This is a genomic window from Armatimonadota bacterium, assembly GCA_020354555.1.
Taxonomy (GTDB): Bacteria; Armatimonadota; Hebobacteria.
Genome location: CP070648.1, coordinates 1886780 through 1891629 on the forward strand (window position 1 = coordinate 1886780; position 4850 = coordinate 1891629).

At 65.3% G+C, this 4850-nt stretch carries 3 protein-coding genes; 1 reads left to right on the top strand and 2 read right to left on the bottom strand.

Annotated elements, in window-relative coordinates:
- Positions 1-337: 337 nt before the first annotated feature.
- Complete coding sequence (locus JSV65_07715; protein ID UCH36229.1) at positions 338-928, top strand: hypothetical protein; 591 nt, start codon at positions 338-340, stop codon at positions 926-928.
- A gap of 117 nt (positions 929-1045) precedes the next feature.
- Here JSV65_07715 and JSV65_07720 read toward each other — a convergent pair whose 3' ends face one another.
- Positions 1046-2563 (bottom strand): hypothetical protein, encoded by a 1518-nt coding sequence (locus JSV65_07720; protein UCH36230.1) that lies wholly within the window; start codon positions 2561-2563, stop codon positions 1046-1048.
- A 484-nt stretch (positions 2564-3047) separates the two neighbouring features.
- A complete protein-coding gene (locus tag JSV65_07725) occupies positions 3048-4673 on the bottom strand; it encodes a DUF4091 domain-containing protein (protein ID UCH36231.1) in 1626 nt (541 codons plus the stop codon).
- Positions 4674-4850: the final 177 nt, after the last annotated feature.

Consider the following 4850-nt stretch of genomic DNA (forward strand, 5'->3'; position numbering starts at 1 on the left):
CCTCTTGTGAACTGGCAGGCGAAGCCTAGCTGTGGCGTGTGTTCGCTTGCAAAGCGGCGGGTTCCTGCGTCGGGCCACGGCAGAGGCTGTTGGGCGCTGCGGATTGCTATCGCCACCGGGCTCCGTCCAGGCGCAGATCGCCGCTGCGCTCAGGATGACGTTGTTGCTGTCGCCTCGACGCGTGCGCAGGCGGTGCCCAACGCGCTCATCCGGGCCTCCCCCACCCCGCGCGACGGGGCAGGAGTGGCGCGCGGAGCGAGCGAAGGGTCAAATGGGATCTTGAACCACAAAGGCACCAAGCCACCAATCTCAATTGGGGATCCGGGAGCGAAGCGTGATGAAGTGCCCACGATGCGGGCGGGAGCATGCGGAGTCCGACGGCGTTTTGTGCGGGGCGTGCCGGGAGGCGCTGCGGTCCGAGGCACGCGCACAGGGGGCATCTATTGAAACGACGCTGAAGGTGCGCATGTCGCCGATCCTGCGCGAGGCCCTTGCGTCGGCGCAGCCGGGAGAGGACTTCGACGAGGCGCTGTTGCGCGCGCTCAAGGCGCGGCATCCGGAGCAGGCGACGGCGCTGCTCTCCGGCGTGACGCGGATGATCGAGGTCGAGGCGCAGCGCGAGAATTTGGACAGGCAGCAGGCAATCAAGCGATTGGCGGAATCCGACCCCGGGCCGGAGATCGTGCTGAAGACGTCGGGGGGCGAAGGGTCGCGAACGGTGACGGAGTCGCAGGTCTTCCGCGTCGGGGACAAGGAGTATCACTCGCTCGACGAGATGCCGCCGGACATCCGGCGCATGGTGGAGCGGGGGATGGAGCGAGGGCCGGCGGGGCCGGCGGTTCCGCGCCGTGCAGTCCGCAAATCCGGGTGCCTCTCGATGCTCCTCGGCGGTTGGCTGTGGGGGCTGCTGCGGATGATCGGGAAGTGACGGAGCGGGCCTTGGCCAGCAATACGGTCTCGGCTTGCCTGGCAAAGTGCTGACTGCGACCGCGCGCGCGGTGATCCGCGCGGGCCGCGCAGCGCAGGCCCGCTGCGCATTTGGGCCTCACGGCTGCCTGGAAGCTTCACGCCAGTCCCATCTGATGCGCCGCCAACTATGCCCGCTGTCCGTGGATTGGTACAGGGCGTTCCCGCGTTCCTGGGACCTGTCCAGCACCCCAGAGGTTGCGACGTACACTGTCTCAGGATGCCCGGGATCAGGGACTACGTCCACCACGATACCGGGATCATCCATTCCCACCACACCCGTGTCTCGCCAGGTCCGAGCGAGGTCTTGGGTGGCGTAGAGTATGGACTCGGCGAGCAGGTAAAGCATAGGTGGATCCGCCGGGGAGACAGCCAACAATGCCTCAAAGAGCGCCGGATCGGCTGGAGTCTTCAGCGCCCGCCACGTTGCGCCTCCGTTCCTTGATGCGAGCAACTCTTGATGCCTGACGACCAGCATCACCGGCGGCGAGCCCGGCAGATAGGCTACGGCTTGAATCCCGCCCGGGCTGATTTCTTCTTCGGATCGCGGCAGGCTGATCTCCCGCCAGCTCGCTCCATAGTCCGGAGTGATGAGCAGTTGGTCGCCATAACCGTAGGAGAACCCCCCGAGGACTTCCGCCGGATTCTCAGGGTTGACTGCGATGTGATCAAGGAGCACGCCCCCTTGTCCGCCGTCAAGTGAAATAGCATGAGTCTCCCACTGTCCGCCGCGGTCGGCGCGGCGGACGTGAAGTGAACCGAAGCTGTCAACGACGTAGAACCCGTGGCTGTTGGTGGCAGTAGATCCGCTGTCGAACTCACCGTTGATTCCGGGCACGAGATCCCACGTATTTCGCCGCCAATCGTACTCCCACAACTGCCCGCCCTTGACACTTCCCACACACGCCAGTAGCGCGTTCGGCCGGGAGGCGTCGGTGAAGATGTCTCTGATGTACTGCGCGTCAGGAACCGGAGGGAGCAGGCGCCACTTCAGCGCGGCGGCATCGGCGGCGAGAATGCCGGAGTCGGTGGCGAGGCAGATGCGGGCTGAACGGGTGACCGCCATGCCTCGCACCAAGTCGAAGCCGGCGCGGTGGGTCGCTGTCTTATAAGCCAGTGCAATGCCCGCCCCGATGACTATGATCGAGACGATAACGATCCGGCTCACCAAGATTCCCTTCGACGTCCTTCGCGAGAACACGGCGTAGAGGCCCGCGGCACTGGCCGCCGGAACAAACAGCGCGGCGACCGCCATGGAAAACGACGGAAACGCCGATGAGCTGATTGCACCGAGCGCGAAATCCACGGCAACTGCCAGGACAGCGACCAGCAGCAAGGGGATAGGAAAGACGCGCCTCGGACGAAGTGCAAAGACTACCGCGCCCATGAGGGCACCGGCCAGGGCAGCAAGTGGGATCAGGACCAAGACCCAAATGGCTTGAAGCCCGTCCGTTACGCCCGGCAGGCTCATCGCCAGCCGAAAAAGAGGGTAGGTCAGAAGGAGCACCACCGCGCACGCGGCAACCGAGGTGACGACGGCGCCTTCAGCAACACTGGCGAGGATTCTAAGAACGGAGCGCGCGCGCTTCTCGCCCATTTCTCACCCCCAATGCAAAGCCTTCGCAACAACGGCAGATGCGTCTACTGGCGGTATTCAACGGCCCCCCGGCGCGCCCTTGTTGTCTCATGATCTCGCGCGGCGGAAGCGGGTCACCCTCTGCCAGTTCGCCTCCGGCGGGCAAGCCTCTACGCCGCAGGCGCACAAGTCCCTGGAAGCCTACCATTATCCGTTTCTCCCTCGTGGAGCCACTGGAAAGGGTAGGTGGCGCATGCCCAGACGACGCGTCGGCAAACGACGCCTTATGGAGTGCGGGAATTCATTCCCGCTGAGCAAAGCGGCGATTCATCGCCGCACTCCAAAATGACGGCGAGTCAAGCCGCAGTCGTGTGCACCTTCAGGGCCTATGTCGCATGCCCCACGGCGGCGCAAACAAGATGTGGGTAATGATAAGCTGAGCGGGATGGATTGCCCGCGGGCGCCGAGCGGGCTCGATAAGCGCTGATACGCGCCTCCGCGGTCATCAACGCTCAGCCGTGGGCTCGGCCGCGATCAATGCGGCGATCCTCTCACGCGCACTGAGGTATGCGGCGGGGTCGCGCTCCCAGTCAGTGAACGAACGAGCGAGCTGCTCCACTATGGCGTGGACTTCCTGCTCTTGCCCGCGGCTCGCGGCGAGAGCCATGTACTCGAAGTCCTCCATTGCCTCGCGTATGAGCTTGAGGCGTATTGAGGGGACCGGCCCTCGGATGCCTGCCTCGCTGCCGGGGTACAGCAGCATGCCCTCGCCCCAGTACTTGTCTCGAAAGTGCGGACGGCTCCACGGATCGCGGTCGGGCGGCCAATAGACGCTCGACCAGTACAGGAACCCCGTGACGCCGTAGCGCCAGCTTACCCAGAATGGCGCGCGGAAGACGACCGGTGGAAAGTCGATCTGCCAGAAGGGGTTTGCCGCATCACCCTGGCACAGGGCGGTGTAGGTCCAGATTTCCTCACCGAGTTGCTGCCGCTCGCGCGCGGTCTTTTCGTCGTAGAGGCCCCACAGAGGACACCAGATGTCCACGGCGCCGTAGAGGTCGCCCCACTGAGGGTCGGAGGTCACGGTCTGCTCGGTACACAGGCGCTTAATTCCCGGGTCGGCCTCGTGAATGAGCGCGCCCTGTTGCCGAACGATCTCGTACTCTTCCGCGGTGTTGGGCTCGTCCTTCATGTAGATGTAGGCGAGGCCCAGCCAGCCGTGCGCGCGCAGGTAGGCGGCGAGGCCTCCGAGGTACGCCTTGCAGGTCTCCGGGTCGTCGGCGTACCTGAACGGGATGGGAAGCGAATTGACGTGGCGCTGCTCCACCATGGTGCGCATCCGGTCCGCGCTCTGGCTATCGTCAATGCCGCCTTCCCGGGTCCAGGCGGGCCATATGCCGCCGAGCGACGCGGGAATGCAGCGGTGGGCCAACATGGTGTCAACGTACAGTGATTCGACCTCGCGGAAATCCTGGGATGCCGGATCCATCACGAGGCCTGCGGCGACGCGGCCGCCGAAGCCGCCGAAGTTGGAGCGCATCGCGAAGGTGCGGGGCAGGGCGAACTCCCGAACCGTGAGCGTCACGGGCACTTCACCCACGGTTATTTCGCCGGCGAGCACCGTGACCGTGCCCGCGTACTGCCCCGCAGCAGTGTCTGCAGGCACGTAGACATCGGCCCACACGCCCTGGTTGGTGTCGGCGTCAACATCGAACGGCGCGGCGTCATACATCGCCCCGGCGAGCTCAGAGCCGTCAACGGGATCCACGAACGGTATCAGCGCATCGGGATACCAGCCGGGCGGCGCAGTCGAGCGATGGCTGGGCTCGAAGATGTTGACGTAGTGCTCGCGAAACAGCGCGATGTTCTCCGCCGCAAGCGCGCCCGCGGGCCCGGTGAGAGGGCTCGCCAGGACGGTGACATCGGACAGCGGCGCGGCGCCCGCGCGGACGATGATGCGAAAGGGCTCGTACTCGTTCCTCGCGGCCGTGATTCCCACAGCGCGCAAGGCGTCGGGCAGCGTGCTCTTCAAGACGTGCCGCCACGGCGAAGCGACCCACACCGTCGCGCCCTCCGAGTACGCCAAGCCGCAGATGAGGAGCCACAACAGCGCCATTGCCAATCTGGTCACGGCGATGCACCTCTCTTCCTCGGCATACCGCGGATATGCCCCCCGAGGCGGAGCCGAATCGCCCCTCGCGGAATCATGCAGGCCATCCTTGCCTTCACCTGGCCGGCGCCGATGACTCCAGCCGAATACCTATCGGCGCTGCCCCCTGCCGTTTGCGATTGGAATGCGACGCGTTAC

What these genes read in the sequence shown, in the direction of transcription:
- JSV65_07715 (UCH36229.1), top strand. Translation starts at nt 338, where the DNA reads ATGAAGTGCCCACGATGCGGGCGGGAGCATGCGGAGTCCGACGGCGTT.
- JSV65_07720 (UCH36230.1), bottom strand. Translation starts at nt 2,563, where the DNA reads ATGGGCGAGAAGCGCGCGCGCTCCGTTCTTAGAATCCTCGCCAGTGTT.